Below are 17172 nucleotides of genomic sequence, written 5' to 3' on the forward strand. Positions count from 1 at the left end.
TGCCTCTCCTACGGTTTCGCCGTGCGCTCACCGGGGCGCGCGAACTTGACCAAGTCTGCCAGCACGCTCCCGAGCGACGGCGGGGCCGGTCTCGTCAACAGCCCGACGGGCGCATGGATCTCGGTGACGTGTGCACGGCCCCGTAGCACTTGGCGGTCCACCCGCTGCCAGAGCTCGCTCTCGTGGTCGGCCGCGGCCTCGATCGCCACTCGACTCGCATACACCGGCGAGTAGCCGATCTTGGCGAGATCGGACAGGCGGGCCGACTCGTTCACCGCGTCGCCGATCACCGTGTACTCGTAGCGAGTCCGCGCACCGATATTGCCCGCGAACACGCTGCCGAACGCGACGCCCATCCCCCATTCGAGGGGAAGCTTCTCGCTCAGTTCCGCTCCGAGTTCTCGTGCTGCCGACAACGCCTGCAGCGCAGGGTCTTCGAGGGCTGCGGGCGCACCGAAGACGATGAGCGCGGCGTCGCCCTCGAACTTGTTGATGAAGCCGCCGTGGCGGTGGACGATGTCGGCGACGATCGAGAAGAAGGCGTTCAAGACGACGGCCGTCTCGCGAGGGTCCCGGTCGGCGGCGAATGCGGTGGATCCGGTGATGTCGACGAAGATGACGGCGACGTCGGTGTTGGTGCCGACGAGTTCGCCGTCCTGTTCCAATGCCAGCTGGGCGACGCCGTCGCCGACGTGTCGGGAGAAGATGTCGCGCATGCGTTCGCGCTCGGCGAGGCCGTCGAGCATCGAGTTGAGTCCGGCCTGCAGAACGCCGAGTTCGGAAGAGTCGTACACGGCGACTCGCCGACGCAGGTCGCCGCCCCGCGTCGCTTCGACCACTTCGCGCATGTCGTCGAGCGGATCGGCGATGGCGCGGTTCACCAGGCCGACGACCCGGGCGCCGGAGGTCAACGAGATGACGGCCAACAGGATCGTCGCCCAGTCGATGGATCCCGCGGCGGGCGGAACCCAGCCGAGTCCGCGGCCGACGTTCATCAAGATGAGGCCGACCATCGGCACCGCCGACGACACGACCCACACGACGACCATGCGTTCGCGGACGCCGTGCATGACGCCGTCGACCGACGATCCGCGCAGCGCCAGCGCCGCGAGCGGACGTGCCGCGCTCTCGGCGAACAGATACGTCAGACATCCGGACGTGACCGCGGCGAGCCCGAAGGCTCCGGCCACCGCCAGGACGAAGACCAGGCGTACGTCCGAGACCAGCGCGTAGACGCCGAAGGCCACCGCCCATCCGAAGGCGTCGGCGAGCACGAGCCGTCGAGGAATAGCGCGGATCGCGTCGCGTCGCCTGTCGTCGGCGGGCTCGGTGGGTCCGACGCTGATGAACCAGCGGAACTGCGGAGTCAGGAAGACGAACGACGCGACGACGCTCGTCAGTGTCCCGAGCACGAGCGACGCGAGCACCGTCCCCATGAGCGGCCGGTAGGCGGAATCGGTGTACAGGTCGAGTCGCCCGCCGTTGAACGTCAGGAGCACGGCGACGAACGTCTCGATGCCGATCAGGATTTTGGCGCCCGCGACGATCACACCGCCGACGAACATTCCCCGTCTGGCGAACGACCGTCGTGTCTGGGTGTCGAGCTCGAGGAGTTCAGCGTCCCCGCGCGAGCGGCCGCTGCCGCCGAGCCCGACGACCGACTCCGGACTGGTGCGGGCGTCGATCCAGTCGGCTATGCGATGTGCGGTCGCGCGGTGTCGCCCTCGCATGCACATCACCTCCCGGTTCGGCGAATCTCACTGAGACTACCTGGGAACCGGGAGGTGAATGTGCGTCGCGGCAACCGGCGACGACGAGGAGCCTAGATCAGGCCTCGGCCTTGCCTGCTTCGATCTCGAGCGTGATGGTGATCTTGTCGCCGACGACCGAGCCGCCGGTCTCGAGGGGCATCTCGATGTCGATGCCGAAGTCCTTGCGGTTGATGACGGTCTTGGCGTCGAAGCCCGCGACCGGGCCCTGGCCCATTCCGGGGTTCACGCCGTTGAACTCCATCTTCAGGGTCACCGGCTTGGTGACGCCGTGCAGCGTGAAGTCGCCGTGGACGAGGTAGTCGTCACCGTCGGACTCGACCGAGGTCGAGACGAAGGTCGCGTTCGGGAAGTTCTCGGCGTCGAAGAAGTCTGCCGAGCGGATGTGCTGGTCACGCTGATCGTTTCCGGTGCTGATCGAGGTCACGTCGATCTCGGCCTTCACGCTGGGCGTGCCGTCTTCGCCGATCTCGATGGCTCCGGTGAAGGCGCCGAACACGCCGCGGACCTTCGAGACCATCAGGTGGCGAACGGTGAATCCGACCTGCGAGTGGACCGGGTCGATGGTCCAGGTGCCTGCGGTCAGTTCTGCGGGGGTGATGCTCATGGGAGATCCTCCTTCTCGGCGGCTTCGTGCCGTCGTCGTCTGTTTGCCTGCGGCCTGCTGTGTCCGACCGTCTACACAGAGGATAACCGGACCACGGTCCGGTTTCTTCCTGATGTGACCGGGATAACATGAGAGGCATGCTCACCCGTGCTGACGTCCAGACCCGACTCGACGCGTTCGACGTCCGGCGATTGTCGCTCGACGAGGGCATGCGGGCGGCGTCGGTGATGGTGGTGATGGCGCCGCACGACGGTCGACGCGGTGTCTGGCTCACCCGCAGGCCCGCCCGGATGAATCGCCACGCGGCCCAGTTCGCGCTCCCCGGCGGACGGCTCGACGACGCCGAGACCCACCATGAAGCGGGTCTGCGTGAGCTTCACGAAGAGATGGGCATCGCGCTCGGCGCCGATGCGATCCTCGGCGATCTGGACGACTACCGCACGCGCTCGGGCTTCGTCATGACGCCGACGGTGGCCTGGATGGACGACGAGGTGGATCCCGCGCCGAACCCCGACGAGGTGGAGCACGTCTTCCTGATCGACCTCGAGGAACTGGCCCACGCAGAACCGCTGTTCGAGTCGATCCCCGAGTCGGAGCGACCGGTGATGTCGTTGCCGTTGATCGGCAGGCGCATCCACGCCCCGACCGCCGCCGTCCTGTTCCAGTTCGCGGCCGTCGCGCTGCGCGACGAACCGGTCCGCGTCGCGGCCTACGATCAGCCGCTGTTCGCCTGGCGGTAGCGCAGCGCTCGCCGATCGAGCAGGTTCAGTCGGCGGAGCGGTGCCGCGCGCGACGGGTCTGGTACTGCGGCTCGACGCGGTCGCGAGGCATGCTCTCGGGCGTCTCGAAGCCGATGGAGTCGCTCTCGGGATGCTCGCCGGTCCCCGCGTCGATCCAGCTGTGACTGCCGGTGGCCGCGGACTCGAGGTACTGCGCTTCGACCTCGGGCGCCTGCCTCGCGTCGTGGGTCACGGTGCGCGTCTCGCTGCCCTCTTCGAGGACTCGCTCCACCTCTCGTTCGACGACCTTGCGAACGATCACCGGCTTCTCGACGATCACCTCGACGATCTTCTCGATCGGCTTCTCGATGATCTTCTCGACCTCGCGGTAGACGGGGCGTTCGACGACCTTCTCGACGAGGTGCTCGACCGGCTTCTCGACGATGCGCTCGGAGACGATGTTGATCTGTTTCTCGATCACCTTCTCGACGAGGATCGGCGTCTGAACGAGCTTCTCGAATTCGCGGTAGACCGGCTTGTCGACGACCTTCTCGACGATCTCCGGACGTTCGACGATCTTCTCGACGACGTGATCGACGGGCTTATCGACGACCATCTCGACGACGTTCGGCTTCTCCACGATCCGCTCGACGATGTGATCGACGGACTTCTCCACGACTTTCTCGACGACGTTGGGACGTTCGACGATCTTCTCGACGATCCGCTCGACGGGCTTCTCGATGATCTGCTCGATCACGTTGGGGATCTCGAGGAGTTTGTCGACGATGTGATCGACCGGCTTCTCGACGACCTGCTCGATGACGTTGGGGACTTCGACGATCTTGTCGACGACGTGGTCCACCGGTTTCTCGACGACGTTCTCGATGACGTTGGGCTTCTCGACGACGCGCTCCACTTCGTGGTCGACGTCCTTCTCGATGACCTTCTCGATCACGTTCGGCTTCTCGACCACCCGCTCGACGACATGATCGACGATCTCCTCGACGATCTTCTCGACGACGTTCGGCTTCTCGACGATCCGCTCGACGACATGATCGACGTCCTTCTCGACGACCTTCTCGATCACGTTCGGCTTCTCGACGATCCGCTCGATCTCACGATCGACCGACTTCTCGACGATCTTCTCGATCACGTTGGGCTGTTCGACGATCCGCTCGATGACCCGGTCGATGGGCTTCTCGACGACTTCCTCGACGACGTTCGGCTTCTCCACGACCCGCTCGACGACATGATCGACAGGCTTCTCGACGACCTTCTCGACGACGTTCGGGGTCTCGACGATCCGCTCGACGACCTTGTCGACGGGCTGTTCGATGACCTTCTCGATGACGTTCGGCTTCTCGACGATGCGTTCGATGACGTGGTCGACGGTCTTCTCGATCGGCTTGTCGACGAGTCGCTCGACGACCACGTCGCGCGGTACCTCGACGACCTTGATGACCGGCTTCTCGACGATCACCTCGATGATCTTCTCGACCGGCTTCTCGACGGTCTTGTAGATCACCTCTTCGACGGGGACCTCGATCTCCTTCTCGACCGTCGTGTAGACGTTCTTCTCGACCGGGACCTCGATGACGTGCTCGATGATCTTCTCGACCGGCTTCTCGACGGTCACTTCGATGACCTTCTCGACCGGCTTCTCGATGACCTTCTCGACGATCGACTCGACCGGGACTTCGACGATCTTGTCGACGAGGGTGACGATCGGCTTCTCCACCATGCGTTCCACGGTGACGGGCTTGTCGACGATCTTGTCGGTGATGTCGACGATGAGCTTCTCGATCACGCGCTCGACCTCAGCGGGCCGTTCGATGACTTCGTCGACGACGGTGACGATGAGTCGCTCGACGAGCCGCTGGATCTCCACCGGCTTGTCGGCGATCTGGTCGAGAACGGTCACGATCGGCTTCTCGACGAGTCGCTCGATCTCGATCATCGTCTCTTGGATGTCGTCGACGACGGTCACGACCGGCCGTTCGACGAGGCGCGGGAGTTCGACGGGCTTGTCGACGATCTCGTCGACCACGGTGACGACCGACTTCTCGACCATGCGCGGCAGTTCGACCGGGGTCTCGACGATCTCGTCGACGACGGTGACGACCGGCTTCTCCACCATGCGCGGCAGTTCGACCGGGGTCTCGACGACCTCGTCGACCACCGTGACGATCGGCTTCTCGACGCGCCGGACGAGTTCGACGGGCTTGTCGACGATTTCGTCGGTCATCGTGACCGACGGCTGTTCGACGACGCGCGGGACTTCGACGGCCTTGTCGACGGCCTTGTCCACGACGGTGACGATGGGGTGCTCGACGACGCGTTCGACGTCGACGGGGCGCTCGACGATGTCGTCGACGATGCTGATGACGGGCTTCTCGACGAGGCGGGGAATGCTGACCGGCTTGTCGGTCAGGTCGTCCTCGACGGTGACCACGGGACGCTCGACGATGCGCTTGACGTCGACGGGCTTGTCGACCACGTCATCGACGACGGTGACGACCGGCTTCTCGACGAGCCGGGAGACGGTGGCCGGGCGGTCGACGACGACGTCCACCGTGTCGACGACGAGGCGTTCGACGATTCGCTCGAGCGTGATGGGCTTGTCGATCACCGTCTCGACGGGCTCTTCGACGAGCCTCTCGACGGTGTATCCACGCTCGACGACATTGTCAACGACCTCCAGCGGAGGGTTCATCATGTCCGGGCTCGTCATGTCCCTGTCGTCGCCTTCAGCCATCACCACTCCTCGAACCGGGTTCCACCTCTGCGGACAACGCTTCCACAAGGACGAGTTTTCCACGCCGCGCCACGCGGCACGACTCCAAGTCCACAATAGGTGGCCTGCGGCCTTCGGGTCGCCCGCCCCGGTCCAACGCAAAAACCCCCTGCCTGAGCAGGGGGTTTTGCGTGGCCAGAGTCGGGATCGAACCGACGACCTTCCGCTTTTCAGGCGGACGCTCGTACCAACTGAGCTACCTGGCCAGAGAAGTGTCGGTACCGAAACCGAACCTCAAGCGACCCTGACGGGACTCGAACCCGCGACCTCCGCCGTGACAGGGCGGCGCGCTAACCAACTGCGCCACAGGGCCATATTAAATTGTGCGTCTCGACCTTAGCCGATCAGCTCCTGTTCACCGAATCAGGTGTGGAGCTTCTCGATGTGAGTCGATCTGCGTACCCCCTACGGGATTCGAACCCGCGCTACCGCCTTGAAAGGGCGGCGTCCTAGGCCGCTAGACGAAGGGGGCCGGTGCTTGTTCCCGCTGGGAGCGAGGACAACTTTATGGCACGTGGTTCGTAAAACACAAATCGCGTGGTCAGTTACTGTTTTCAACCCCATCGTCCGCCGGTCGACCTCCTCCGCCGGTCGAGCCTCAATGCTGGTCGAGCGGAGTCGAGACCCCTGCCCCACAACCGACAAGAGCCCCCGCGACGGACGTCGACGGGAGCTCTCCCAGTGCCCCCAGCAGGGCTCGAACCTGCGACCTGCGGATTAAAAGTCCGTAGCTCTACCAACTGAGCTATAGGGGCATGCCGCTCAATGCAGCGCTTCTACCTTACATACCGGTCGTAGCGGCCCGGAATCACCCACTCGCGCGAGGAGCGCCGCCATCACCTGTCAGCGCGCTGACTCGACCCCGGCCACTGCGCCGACCGCTTCGACGAGAGGCGGAAGGAAGTCTTCGGCTCCGAGCACGCAGCAGGCGTGACCGCCGTCGACGTCGAACCGGCGGGCGCCGGGGATTCCGTCGACGAGCAACTGCTGGCGTTCGGGCTGGACGATCTTGTCGCGCGTGGACACCACGACGGCTGTCGGCACGTCGATCTCGGACAGCCACGGCCGCGAATCGAACCGGGCCATCGCGCCGGCGAACTCGCCTTGGTCGCCGAGGTTGGTGGACGTCATCTGCGCGAACGCCCACCGAATGTGGTTGCCCTGCCAGTCGTCGAGTCGTTCGGCTGCCGGTGTCGGGAGCACCTTGTCGACGACCTTGAGCGCTTTCCCGATTCGTTCCTCTGCGGCGAGCCGTTCCGGGTCGAGGCTCGAGAAGAACGGTCCCGTCGAGCACAGGACGAGTGCGCCGACTCGGTCGCGGTGACGCTGCCAGGCGAGTTGCGCGATGCCGCCGCCCATCGAGAAACCGGCAGCCGTGAAGCGGTCGATGCCGAGTTGGTCGGCGACGGCGACGACGTCGTCGGCGCAGTCGTCGAGGGAGAAGTCGGCAGAGCGGATGCCTCGGCCGTGCCACCGGTGGTCGATGGTCACGACGTGGAAGTCACGGTTGAGCGCGGGAATCGACGGATACCAGCACAGCAGCCCGGAGGTGCTGACTCCGTGCAGCAGAAATACCGTCGGCGCGTCAGCGGGCCCGGACTCGGTGATGTACGTGGTTCCGCGCCCAGGCAGTTCGAGGGACCGGCCGTCGGGCAGGTCTCGGACCGGGTACGGCTTGGCGGCGTGGCGTGCAGCTCGTCGGACGGTGCCCAATCCGTTCACGGCTGCGTCACGAAGACGCGTACCGCCGGTTGGCGAGTGATCGCCGGTCTGCGCGGTTGGTTCGGTCATGGAGACGAAACTACACCTGCCGGCTTGGACGAATCTGTGAATTCGTATCAGATGTGACGTCGATCTGACATACTGTGCCGTCGTGATCCCTATCGACCGCCCGAAACTCGAAGGCTCGATCGCCGTCGGCGACAATCGTCGCCGGCGCATCGGTTTCTCCGAGTTCGGCTCCCCCGACGGCCCGACCATCGTGTGGCTCCACGGCACCCCCGGTGCCCGTCGCCAGATCCCCACGGAAGCACGCGAGTACGCGGAGACGCGAGGCTTCCGCTTGATCGGCCTCGACCGCCCCGGAGTGGGCTCGTCCACAGCGCACTCGTACGACTCGATCGCCGACTTCGCACATGACTTCCAGACGGTGTTGAACACGCTCGGCGCCGACCGATTCTCAGTGATCGGGCTGTCGGGCGGCGGCCCCTACTCGCTCGCCGTCTCGCACGTACTCGCCGACCGAGTGGTATCGACCGGGATCGTCGGCGGCGTCGCCCCGGTGAACGGTCCAGAGGCCATCGACGGCGGCGCCATGGGGTTGGCCAAGCACGCTGTCGGACTGATCGACGTCGCAGGCAAGCCGATCGGCAAGGCGCTGAGCACGGCCCTGTCCGTGGCTCGACCGATCGCCGATCCGGCGATCGGCGTGTACGCGCGCTTCTCCCCCGAAGCCGACCGTGAACTGTTGGCGCGCCCGGAGTTCCGCGCGATGTTCTTGGACGATCTCCTGCACGGCGGCAGTCGACGCATGGACGCGCCGTTCGCCGACCTGCAGTTGTTCGTCCGCGACTGGGGATTCCGCGTCGCCGACGTCCAGGCCACGATCGAGTGGTGGCACGGCGACGCCGACAACATCGTGCCGTACGAGCACGGCGTCCACATGGTCTCTCTGCTCCCCGACGCCACGCTGCACACGCTGCCCGGCCAGAGCCACCTGAGCGGCCTGAACTGGTCCCTCGAGATCATCGACACCCTCCTCGACGCCTGGGACTGATCTCTATTCGCCGGTCGAGCGGAGTCGAGACCTCGAGCGGCCCCCCGCTGGTCGAGCGGAGTCGAGACCTCTACCCCGTCGTCGCGAGTGCGGCAGCCAGCCCGAGGACGACCGACAGCAGCGCCACTTCGATTCCGGCGTTGCGGATGGACGTCGCTTCGTCGACGCCGTGGCGACGGGCCTTCGCGAGCCACGCCGTGCGGTGCCATCGCGCGAGTGCCGCGGCGGCGGCGAGGAGGACGATCTTGGCGACGAGGATCCGACCGTAACCGGTGTCCCACCATTGGGATCCGACCCCGATGCGGGCGACGGCCGCGACCACGCCGGTCACCGTGAGGACGGCGACGACTCCGAGCGCACGCTCGGAGAACGCAGGCAACGACCGCGCCCATCCGCCGCGTCCGCGGACCGTCAGGACCAATGCGCCGAGAGATCCGATCCACCACGCTGCGGCGAGCGCGTGCGCGCCGACGACGAGCGGCACCCACGACGACTGTCCCGCGTGTCCGGTGACAGATGTGACGAGGATGCCGACGGCGGCGATCGCGGCGACCACGTAGGCGTTGATCTGCGTCGACCCGCGGGACGTCCACCAGGCCCAGGCGAGGACGGAGAGGGATCCGAGCACACAGACGACGATCGGGAGTCCGGACTCGACGCCGGTGGTGAAGTCGCCGACTCCGACCTCGAATGCGCTGACGCCGACGCGTTGCGCCACTTGCAGCCACGCCGCGACGAGCGATGTCGCACCCCAGACCGCGGCGACGACGGCCACCGCGTCCGGGGACGGTTCGGCGTCCACGAGGCCGAGCATGCCGAGCCCGAACAGCAGGCTGACGGCGGTGATGGACAGTCCGTCCGCCCAGGCGGACGGCTCCGGGCGCGCGAGGAGCCACGCGAGTGCCACCCCGACGACCACGGCGAGCACCGCTGCTGCGGCGACGAGTGCGCGGCGACGGGTCATCCGGGGATCAACTGCGGCGACGCACCAGGACGAATGCGAGGCCTGCACCGACCAACAGGACCACCACGACGATCGGAACGATGATGTACCAAGCCTTTACGCCGCCTTCACTCTCCGACGGAGTCTCATAGTCCTCGGGCACCACTGCTCCGGGCGTGCCCTCGCCTGCCGTGGTGAGGGTGAAGGTCGTCTGGCCTTGAACGGGGTGCCCGTCGGCCGACGTGACCCGGAAGTTGACCTTGTACTCGCCCGCGGGGCCGAGCCCGTCGATCGGGACCGAGATGTCACGACCGTCGACAGTCGGCTCGCCCTTCTGCCAGAAGTGGCCGTCCGGGCCGACGACCTTGAGGGTCGCGTACGCCGTCTGCAGGTCTTCGTTGAACGTCAACGTCACCCGATCGGGTGCGGTGTCGAGCGACGCACCGTCTTCGGGTGACGCTCCGGTCCGCGCCGAATGTGCCGACGCCGGGCCCGCGAAGAACCCGCCGAGCAGCGCGACGACAGCGACGACGACGGCGATCGCCGTCGACTTGGTGAACAACCGGAACATCAGAACTCCCTGCCTGGAAAGGATTGCCAGATGGGTCCATCGTTGCACGCCCACTACCCTGTACGTGTGTCGGTCTACTCACATGGTTTCGCCCGCATCGCGGCCGCCGTTCCCCCTGTCGCTCTCGCCGATCCCGCGGAGAACGCGGCCCGCACCATCGCTCTTCTGGCGCGCGCCCACGACGAGGGCTCCGCGCTCGTGGCGTTCCCCGAACTGGGTCTGTGCGGATACAGCGTCGACGACCTCGTTCAGCAGGACGCGCTCCTCGACGCCGTGATGGACGCGCTCATGGCGGTCGTCGAGGCGACGCGGAGGTACTCGCCGGTCGTGCTCGTCGGCGCCCCGCTGCGGATCGACGATGCCCTCTACAACTGCGCGGTCGTCGTCCACGACGGCCGGGTGCTCGGGGTGGCTCCGAAGTCGTATCTGCCGAACTACCGCGAGTTCTACGAGCAGCGGTACTTCGCGGCGGCCCGCGACGCCGTCGTCGACACCGTCACGCTCGGCGACCATGAAGTCCCGTTCGGCGCCGACCTCATCTTCGAAGCGGTCGACCTGCCCGGCCTGCGCTTCCACGTCGAGGTGTGCGAGGACGGTTGGGTGCCGATCCCGCCGAGCACGTGGGCGGCGCTCGCGGGCGCGACTCTGCTCGTCAACGTGTCCGGCAGCCCGGTGACCGTCGGCAAGGAGGAGTACCGGCGTTCGCTCGCGGCGAGTCATTCGGCGCGCAACGTCGCGGCCCACGTGTATGTGGCGTCCGGATTCGGGGAGTCGACCACTGATCTCGCGTGGGACGGCGACGCGTTGATCGCCGAGAACGGCGCGATCCTGGCCCGGTCGGAGACGTTCCGGACAGACGCGCAACTCGTCGTCGCCGACGTCGATCTCGACCGGATCCGCCAAGAGCGATCTCGCATGATCAGCATGCGCGACCAGGTCGGCGACTTCGCCGACCGGGCGCGTGAACTCCGACGCATCCCGTTCGAGTTGGACCCTGCCGAATTCGTCTCCGGGAGCAGCGTCGACGATCTGCGTCGCACCGTAGCGCGGTTCCCGTTCGTTCCGACCGGTGTCGCCGATCGCGATGAGCGGTGCCGTGAAGTCCTCGACATCCAGGTGCAGGGTCTGGTCGGGCGGTTGAACGCCACCGGCATCCGCAAGATCATCATCGGCGTCTCCGGCGGTCTCGACTCGACGCTCGCGCTGCTCGTCGCCACGGCGGCCTTCGACCTGCTCGGACTCCCCCGCTCGGACATCCACGCGTACACGATGCCCGGATTCGCGACCGGCGACGCGACGCTCGCCCGCAGCCACGTCCTGATGGACTCGCTCGGCGTCACCGGAAACGAGTTGGACATCCGGCCGTCGTGCATCCAGATGCTCACCGATCTCGGACACCCGTTCTCCGACGGCGAACCCGTCTACGACGTCACCTTCGAGAACGTGCAGGCAGGCGAACGGACCTCGCACCTGTTCCGGCTGGCGAACTACTTGGGCGGCATCGTCCTCGGCACGGGCGACCTGTCTGAGCTCGCGCTCGGCTGGTGCACGTACGGGGTCGGCGACCAGATGTCGCACTACAACGTGAACGGCTCGGTGCCCAAGACCCTGATCCAGCACTTGATCCGGTGGAAGATCACGACCGGCGGCTACCCGGATGCGACGGTCGGAGCGCTGCGCGAGATCGTCGACGACGTCATCTCCCCCGAGCTCGTTCCGGCTGACGCGGACGGCAATGTGCAGAGCACCGAAGACACCGTCGGCCCCTACGAGCTGCACGACTTCTTCCTCTACCACCTGACCCGTTTCGGTTACCGGCCGTCGAAGGTCGCTTACCTGGCCCGTCAGGCGTGGGGAGACAAGACGCGGGGCCCGTGGTCGGACATGCTGACCGACGCGCAGCGCAACGAGTACGACGACGCGACCATCGCCACATGGCTCGAAGTGTTCTTGAAGCGGTTCATGGCCAACCAGTTCAAACGGACGGCGATGCCGAACGGACCGAAGATCGGCTCCGGCGGCTCGCTCTCCCCGCGCGGCGACTGGCGCTCCCCGTCCGACGCCCCGTCGACCGCCTGGCTCCACGAGTTGCGCGGCGACGACTGAGCCCGGTCGAGCGACCCTCTGCCGGTCGAGCGACCCTCGCTAACGCTCCGTCAGTAGATCGAGACGAGCAGGTCCAGACCGTCGGCCTGGCACAGGCGGTGCATGTTCAGGACGTCCGCGAACGCGGTGCGCAGGCGTTCCGCGGGGCGGTCGGTCCAATCGTCCGGGTACACCTCGGCGGCGGTGAAGGCAGCGAAGTCGGCGGCCCCGACGAGTGCGTCGACGTCCACAGCGTCGAGTGCGGCGATGATCCGCGACAGGTCGTCGTGCGGGGTCACTCCCACGAGTTCGTCGCTCTCGAAGGCATACACACCGACCACCGCCTCGCTGAGCGGGTCGTCTTCGATCGGCTCAGCAGCGGGCGCGCCCGCCAGGAGGAAGTGCAGACCGTCCCACGCGGTGTCGATGTCGACGGACGGCGCGCCGGCCGCGAGCACGCTCTCGACGTAACTGACCGCGTCGTCGGGGTCGACGTCGCCCAACCGGTCGGCGAGACCGACGGGCACGCCCGCGTAGACGGCGAGCACTCCCACGTCAGCCCTCCGACACGTCGAGCGTCTCGCCGCGGTCGACTGCGTCGAGCAGCAACGCGAGTTGGTCGTGGAACGCTCGCGCCATCGCCGAGATGTCGCTCGCGAGATCGGTGCAGGTCAACAACCCGACGTTGAGTTCGGTCCCGGCCGAGAACACGGTCATGTTGAGCCCGAGCCCGTGGAAGATCGGGGCGAGCGGATACACCGATTCCACGCGCCCGCCGAGCATGTACATCTCAGACGACGGTCCGGCGACGTTGGAGATGATCGCGTTGAAGACCGGCGGGTGGAGCGCCGCGACGCGCCGGTCGCCGTACAGGCGCATTATCGCGCCCATCGAGTTCCCGGGCGCGAACTCGGCGAACGATCGCAAGATGTTGTCGTCGATCTCGTGGAAGTGCGCCTTCGACAGGGTCGCGTACTCGCGCGCCACGCGAATCCGCTCGAGCGGGTCGGCGACGTTCGACGGAAGCCGAGTGAACATGCCGTTCACCTTGTTGGTGCCGGACTCGACCAGGTCCTTCTCTTCGGCGCCGCGCACCGAGACCGGCACGAGTCCGACGAGCGGGGCGTCCGGCAGTTCGTTGTGCGCTTGGAGGTATTCGCGGAGGGCTCCACCGGCCATGGCGAGGACGATGTCGTTCATCTTGACGCCGAAGTGGTCCTTCACGCGTTTCACGTCGGCTATCGGGAGCTGCGTCAGCGCGATGGAGCGACGAGACGACAACGGTGCGTTGAATCTCGTGTGCGGCGCGAGGAACGGAGCGGGCATTCCCTGGCCGCTTCGGACGCGACGGAACCATTCGAACGGAACCGGCACCGTCTTCGGGACGAGTTTGAGAGCGGCGACGGGACGCTGCAGGAAGAAATTGACCGCGCCGCCGACTGCGAGATCGCGGCGGGACGCCGCGCCCGCGGTGGTCGCGACACGTTCGGGATCGAGTTCGGGCGGTTCGGGTGTTGCGGTGGCGAGTTCGCCGAGGAGGTCGGCGACTGTCGCGCCGTCGACGCATGCGTGGTGCATCCGGAGCATCAGCGCGATCTTGCCGCCCGCCATGCCTTCGAGGATCCAGATGTCCCACAGCGGCTTCTTGCGGTCGAGCACCTGCCCGATCAAGTGGCTGCAGGCCTGCGCGAGTTCTTCGACGCGGCCGGGCGACGGCACCGCAATGCGGTGGACGTGGCGTTCGATGCGGAAGTCGTCGTCTTCGATCCACACCGGGTGGTCGACGTTGGTGAGCGAGTCGGCGAGCTTGCGCCGAAGCGATGGGAGCGCAGTGACGCGTCGAGCCATCTCGGCGCGCATCGCGGCGAAGCTGTAGCCGCCGGGAACCGTGGACGGGTCGAGTTGGAGGATCGTGGCGACGTTCATCACCTGCGACGACGTCTCCAAATATAGGAATGAGGCGTCAAGCCCACTCAATCGCTCCATGCCACAAACCTCTGTCCTCGTGCGTCTTTCACATTAGGCCGCGTGCTGGCCCAGCCACAGCAACCACAGCCCTCACAATAGACCCGCGCACCGGCACAGAATGCGGCGGTCACGGACTGCGAAACGCGACGCGCCCCCGCCGGCATGGCGGGGGCGCGTCGACGCTGATCAGCTGAAGGTCTGCGTCAGACGCTGGCCTTCTCCTTCTTGGCGGCTTCGCGTGCCAGGAATCGGTCGCGCTGCTCTTCGAACCGCTTGGCGTCGACCTCGGTCTTCTCGAGGTACGCGGCGAGTTCCTCGCGGGCCTGCTCGCCTCGCGCGGTGAAGTCGTTGCGCTCGAAGATCTTCCACTTGCGCATGATCGGCCACACGACGTCGTCGAGGTGCTGGCGGATGTCGTAGATGCCGTGCTTGGCCATCGTCAGGCTCATCCGGCGGAAGTTCGGCATGCCGATGCCCGGCATGTCGAAGTTGCTGACGACGCCTGCGATCGCTTCCATCGCCTGGTCCGGCGCGAGGTCGAGCGCGGCGGCACAGATGTTGCGGTAGAAGATCATGTGCAGGTTCTCGTCGGCCGCGATGCGCTGCAGCATCCGGTCGGCGACGGGGTCGTTGCACGCCTTGCCCGTGTTCTTGTGGCTGACGCGGGTGCCGAGTTCCTGGACGGCGACGTAGGCGACACCGCGCATGAGGCCGTTCAGGTCGTCCGAGTGCGCGCCCTTGGTCATGTTGGCCATGCGGTCGTTCTCGAGGGCGACGGGGTCGACGCCGCGCGTGACGACGAGGTAGTCGCGCATCACGATGCCGTGCCGGTTCTCCTCGGCCGTCCACCGGCCGACCCAGGTCCCCCAGGCACCGTCGGGCGAGAAGTACTCGGTGATCTCACGGTGGTACGACGGCAGGTTGTCCTCGGTCAGGAGGTTGAGGGTCATCGCCGCCTTGGCGACCGGGTCCAGCCGAGACTGCTCGGGGTCCCAGTCTTCGCCGCCCATCGCCGCGAAGTTGCGGCCCTCGTCCCACGGCACGTAGTCGTGGGGATGCCAGTCACGCGTGAGCGACAGGTGACGGTTCAGTTCGGCTTCGGCTGCCGGCTCCAGTTCGGTGAGGAGCTGGACTTGAGTGAGGTCGGGCACGGGGCTGATGCCTCCTGAAATAGTAGGCCTGTGACCCACCGCACAATAGGATAGTTGAGTTCTGGTTGCAACTACTGACGTTGCAACTTCTGCGATGGGGGTTGTGTCCGCTGATCTTACCGCGAGTCACACCTAAAGCGAGTCTGCGTAGAGCGGGACGGTGACGACTTCGACGTTCTGGACGTTGTCGGCCGCGAGGAGTCCCCGTACCGCATCGGCGGTGCGCGCTTCGGCGAACACCATGCGAACAGGCTTGTCGCCTGCCGCAGCTCGCGCGTCTCGCGCCTGCGCCGCCAACTGCTGGGTTCCCGCCCATCCGGCGTCGAGTGCACCGTTCGATCCGACGTGCGCGTCGTATCCGGGGCCGTATGTCAGGAGCAGGGTTCCGTCCTTCTCCCGACCGTCGAAGGCGAAGTCGCCGACTTTGTAGACGTAACCGGACGGGACGAGCGCGATCTGGTGATTGAACCGTCGCGCTTCCTCGGTGGCCTTGGGCGCGGTCATGGCCCAGCCCTTGGCCGACTCGCTGACGGTGATGCCCGTCTTCGCTGCGGCGTCGAGCACCGCAGGATCGACTTCGCCGTTGACGGTGACGGTCATGCGCGACGACGAGTTGACGTCGGCGTTCTCCGGGAACCGCACCGAACAGGTCACTCGGCCGCGGCCGTTGACCGGCATCGTTCCCTTCGCATCACACTTGCCGATATCGCGGCCATTCGAGGTCATCGACGAGGTGAGAGCGACGTCGACCGTGCCCCGCGCCAGACCGGGCGTCGTGTTCGACAGGTTGTAGGTGACGACGCAGCGGGAACCGCCGCAGTCGAGACCGCCGTCGGGATCGGCGACGACGATCTCGCGCGAACCGAGCTTCCCCGTCTGCACCAGGCCCTTCGCAGTCGAGTAGAAGTCACGGATCCCGGCGTCGTCGACCGGCGACACCGTCAGATCGGCTGAGGCCATCGCCAGATCGCCGCCGAAGCCCTTGCCGAGCGGTCCGCGCACCGCGACCGCGGCCCCGTCGTCGTCGACGCCGACGGTCATCGCGGTCGCCTGGTAGCGGCGGACGCCTTCGACGCCGCCGTCCGCGTCTTCGACCTCGACCTCGGATACTCCGACGGGATCGACGCCGTTGTTGACCCGACGGTCCGGAGTCTCACTGCCGCGAGCGAGCGGGGTGCCTTTCACTTCGGTGCCGCCGAGGCTGGTGTCCTGCTGGCGGAGGACCGCTCCGAGTCGGGCCGGGCGCAGTGCGTCGCGGAGGTCGATACCGAGGGTGGCCTCGTCGACGGCCACCCACTTACCGGTCGGCGACTCCTCGGTGAACACTCCTGCGGGCTGCTTCTCTCCGGGCCGCTTCTGCCAGAACTCCTTGTCGCCGCGAGCGTAGGTCTGTCCGGCGATCTGCAGCCACTCGGCGCTGCCGTTGCCCTCCATGCTGATGTCGCCGTGCACGTCGCCCGCCGCAGTGACAGTCAGGTCGGTGGCCTTGATCTTGACACTGCCGCTGTCGAGCTTCGAGGTGATCGTGCCGTTGTACTTCACCGCCGGGGCGTCGGCCAGGGAGGTCGACGCCTTCACGAGTCCCTGCAATGCCTGCATCTGCTCGTCGGGGACGGCTGTCCCGTCCGACGACGGGGCGAGGACCCCGGACAACGTCACGGCCAGCACCACGATCACCGCTGCTGCGGCTCCGCCTGCGGCTACAAGGTTCTTACGCACGGATCGGTTCTCCCCACCTGATCAAGGTCGCGGTCAGCTTCGGATCGATACTCGCACGGTCGGCCCGCAC

13 protein-coding genes and 4 tRNA genes are annotated in these 17172 nt (G+C 66.5%); 3 read left to right on the plus strand and 14 right to left on the minus strand.

The window, feature by feature from the left end; translation table 11 throughout:
- Positions 1-8: 8 nt before the first annotated feature.
- Complete coding sequence (locus tag L5G32_RS01190) at positions 9-1730, minus strand: adenylate/guanylate cyclase domain-containing protein (RefSeq protein ID WP_237009181.1); 1722 nt, start codon at positions 1728-1730, stop codon at positions 9-11.
- A gap of 97 nt (positions 1731-1827) precedes the next feature.
- Positions 1828-2376 (minus strand): YceI family protein, encoded by a 549-nt coding sequence (locus tag L5G32_RS01195; protein WP_237009182.1) that lies wholly within the window; start codon positions 2374-2376, stop codon positions 1828-1830.
- 137 nt (positions 2377-2513) lie between these two features.
- Between L5G32_RS01195 and L5G32_RS01200 the strand changes: the two genes are divergently transcribed.
- Entirely contained in the window at positions 2514-3116 is a 603-nt protein-coding gene (locus L5G32_RS01200) for an NUDIX hydrolase (protein ID WP_237009183.1), read from the plus strand.
- A 25-nt stretch (positions 3117-3141) separates the two neighbouring features.
- Here the strand turns inward: L5G32_RS01200 and L5G32_RS01205 are convergent, their stop codons facing one another.
- From L5G32_RS01205 to L5G32_RS01230, 6 genes are all read right to left on the minus strand, one after another.
- A complete protein-coding gene (locus L5G32_RS01205) occupies positions 3142-5850 on the minus strand; it encodes a Pumilio-family RNA binding repeat-containing protein (protein WP_237009184.1) in 2709 nt (902 codons plus the stop codon).
- A 171-nt stretch (positions 5851-6021) separates the two neighbouring features.
- Positions 6022-6095 (minus strand) — tRNA-Phe (locus L5G32_RS01210).
- A gap of 33 nt (positions 6096-6128) precedes the next feature.
- Positions 6129-6202: transfer RNA gene (locus L5G32_RS01215), tRNA-Asp, on the minus strand.
- A gap of 86 nt (positions 6203-6288) precedes the next feature.
- Positions 6289-6361, minus strand: a tRNA-Glu gene (locus tag L5G32_RS01220).
- A gap of 210 nt (positions 6362-6571) precedes the next feature.
- Positions 6572-6644 (minus strand) — tRNA-Lys (locus tag L5G32_RS01225).
- 88 nt (positions 6645-6732) lie between these two features.
- The gene (locus tag L5G32_RS01230; RefSeq protein ID WP_237009185.1) at positions 6733-7680 is read right to left on the minus strand and encodes an alpha/beta fold hydrolase; all 948 of its coding nucleotides are present in this window, start codon (positions 7678-7680) and stop codon (positions 6733-6735) included.
- Positions 7681-7762: 82 nt separating this feature from the next.
- Between L5G32_RS01230 and L5G32_RS01235 the strand changes: the two genes are divergently transcribed.
- The gene (locus L5G32_RS01235; RefSeq protein WP_237009186.1) at positions 7763-8665 is read left to right on the plus strand and encodes an alpha/beta fold hydrolase; all 903 of its coding nucleotides are present in this window, start codon (positions 7763-7765) and stop codon (positions 8663-8665) included.
- A gap of 70 nt (positions 8666-8735) precedes the next feature.
- Here the strand turns inward: L5G32_RS01235 and L5G32_RS01240 are convergent, their stop codons facing one another.
- Together L5G32_RS01240 and L5G32_RS01245 are read right to left on the minus strand one after the other, a co-directional pair.
- A complete protein-coding gene (locus tag L5G32_RS01240; protein ID WP_237009187.1) occupies positions 8736-9629 on the minus strand; it encodes a CopD family protein in 894 nt (297 codons plus the stop codon).
- 7 nt (positions 9630-9636) lie between these two features.
- Complete coding sequence (locus L5G32_RS01245; protein WP_237009188.1) at positions 9637-10179, minus strand: copper resistance CopC family protein; 543 nt, start codon at positions 10177-10179, stop codon at positions 9637-9639.
- A gap of 66 nt (positions 10180-10245) precedes the next feature.
- Between L5G32_RS01245 and L5G32_RS01250 the strand changes: the two genes are divergently transcribed.
- The gene (locus L5G32_RS01250; RefSeq protein WP_237009189.1) at positions 10246-12285 is read left to right on the plus strand and encodes an NAD(+) synthase; all 2040 of its coding nucleotides are present in this window, start codon (positions 10246-10248) and stop codon (positions 12283-12285) included.
- Positions 12286-12335: 50 nt separating this feature from the next.
- Here the strand turns inward: L5G32_RS01250 and L5G32_RS01255 are convergent, their stop codons facing one another.
- From L5G32_RS01255 to L5G32_RS01270, 4 genes are all read right to left on the minus strand, one after another.
- A complete protein-coding gene (locus L5G32_RS01255) occupies positions 12336-12818 on the minus strand; it encodes a DUF1877 family protein (RefSeq protein ID WP_237009190.1) in 483 nt (160 codons plus the stop codon).
- 1 nt (position 12819) lies between these two features.
- A complete protein-coding gene (locus tag L5G32_RS01260; protein WP_237009191.1) occupies positions 12820-14250 on the minus strand; it encodes a WS/DGAT/MGAT family O-acyltransferase in 1431 nt (476 codons plus the stop codon).
- Between the two features lie 185 nt (positions 14251-14435).
- Complete coding sequence (locus tag L5G32_RS01265; RefSeq protein WP_237009192.1) at positions 14436-15383, minus strand: acyl-ACP desaturase; 948 nt, start codon at positions 15381-15383, stop codon at positions 14436-14438.
- 132 nt (positions 15384-15515) lie between these two features.
- Positions 15516-17102 (minus strand): hypothetical protein, encoded by a 1587-nt coding sequence (locus L5G32_RS01270; RefSeq protein WP_237009193.1) that lies wholly within the window; start codon positions 17100-17102, stop codon positions 15516-15518.
- Positions 17103-17172: the final 70 nt, after the last annotated feature.

Source organism: Gordonia zhenghanii, assembly GCF_021738965.1.
GTDB classification, from domain to species: domain Bacteria; phylum Actinomycetota; class Actinomycetes; order Mycobacteriales; family Mycobacteriaceae; genus Gordonia; species Gordonia zhenghanii.

Coding starts and splice junctions, on each gene's coding strand:
- L5G32_RS01190 (WP_237009181.1), bottom strand. CDS start 1,730: ATGCGAGGGCGACACCGCGCGACCGCACATCGCATAGCCGACTGGATC.
- L5G32_RS01195 (WP_237009182.1), bottom strand. CDS start 2,376: ATGAGCATCACCCCCGCAGAACTGACCGCAGGCACCTGGACCATCGAC.
- L5G32_RS01200 (WP_237009183.1), top strand. CDS start 2,514: ATGCTCACCCGTGCTGACGTCCAGACCCGACTCGACGCGTTCGACGTC.
- L5G32_RS01205 (WP_237009184.1), bottom strand. CDS start 5,850: ATGGCTGAAGGCGACGACAGGGACATGACGAGCCCGGACATGATGAAC.
- L5G32_RS01230 (WP_237009185.1), bottom strand. CDS start 7,680: ATGACCGAACCAACCGCGCAGACCGGCGATCACTCGCCAACCGGCGGT.
- L5G32_RS01240 (WP_237009187.1), bottom strand. CDS start 9,629: ATGACCCGTCGCCGCGCACTCGTCGCCGCAGCAGCGGTGCTCGCCGTG.
- L5G32_RS01245 (WP_237009188.1), bottom strand. CDS start 10,179: ATGTTCCGGTTGTTCACCAAGTCGACGGCGATCGCCGTCGTCGTCGCT.
- L5G32_RS01260 (WP_237009191.1), bottom strand. CDS start 14,250: ATGGAGCGATTGAGTGGGCTTGACGCCTCATTCCTATATTTGGAGACG.